The organism is Mameliella sp. CS4 (assembly GCF_019392335.1).
Taxonomy (GTDB): domain Bacteria; phylum Pseudomonadota; class Alphaproteobacteria; order Rhodobacterales; family Rhodobacteraceae; genus Antarctobacter.
In genome coordinates this window covers 1-233 of sequence record NZ_JAHXRQ010000299.1, presented here as the reverse complement: position 1 = coordinate 233, position 233 = coordinate 1, and the positions used below count along the sequence as shown (strand labels likewise).

Here is a 233-nt window from a genome sequence, read left to right as displayed (position 1 = left end):
AATAGATAATTTTTTGAAAGATTTACCCAAAAAGCCTGAAACGTTTAACGCCTTTCTTGCCCACTTTGGAGATAAAGCAGAATCTGCACCGGTCAGTGCCGCCGTGCAGGCACTGGCCTGCGCGCCTGAAGGCAGCGCCCCCAAGGTGCTGATGGGCCCAGGGAAACAGATCATTGGGAATGTGTTTGAACACCTGAATCAATTCAGCGCAAATCCCACCCAGTGTATTTTTG

The 233-nt window shown here is 49.4% G+C and carries 1 protein-coding gene; it reads left to right on the top strand.

Going from position 1 to position 233, the window contains the following annotated elements:
* A partial coding sequence (locus KZZ07_RS27475; RefSeq protein ID WP_219520222.1) for a hypothetical protein occupies positions 1–233 on the top strand: 233 nt, incomplete at both ends.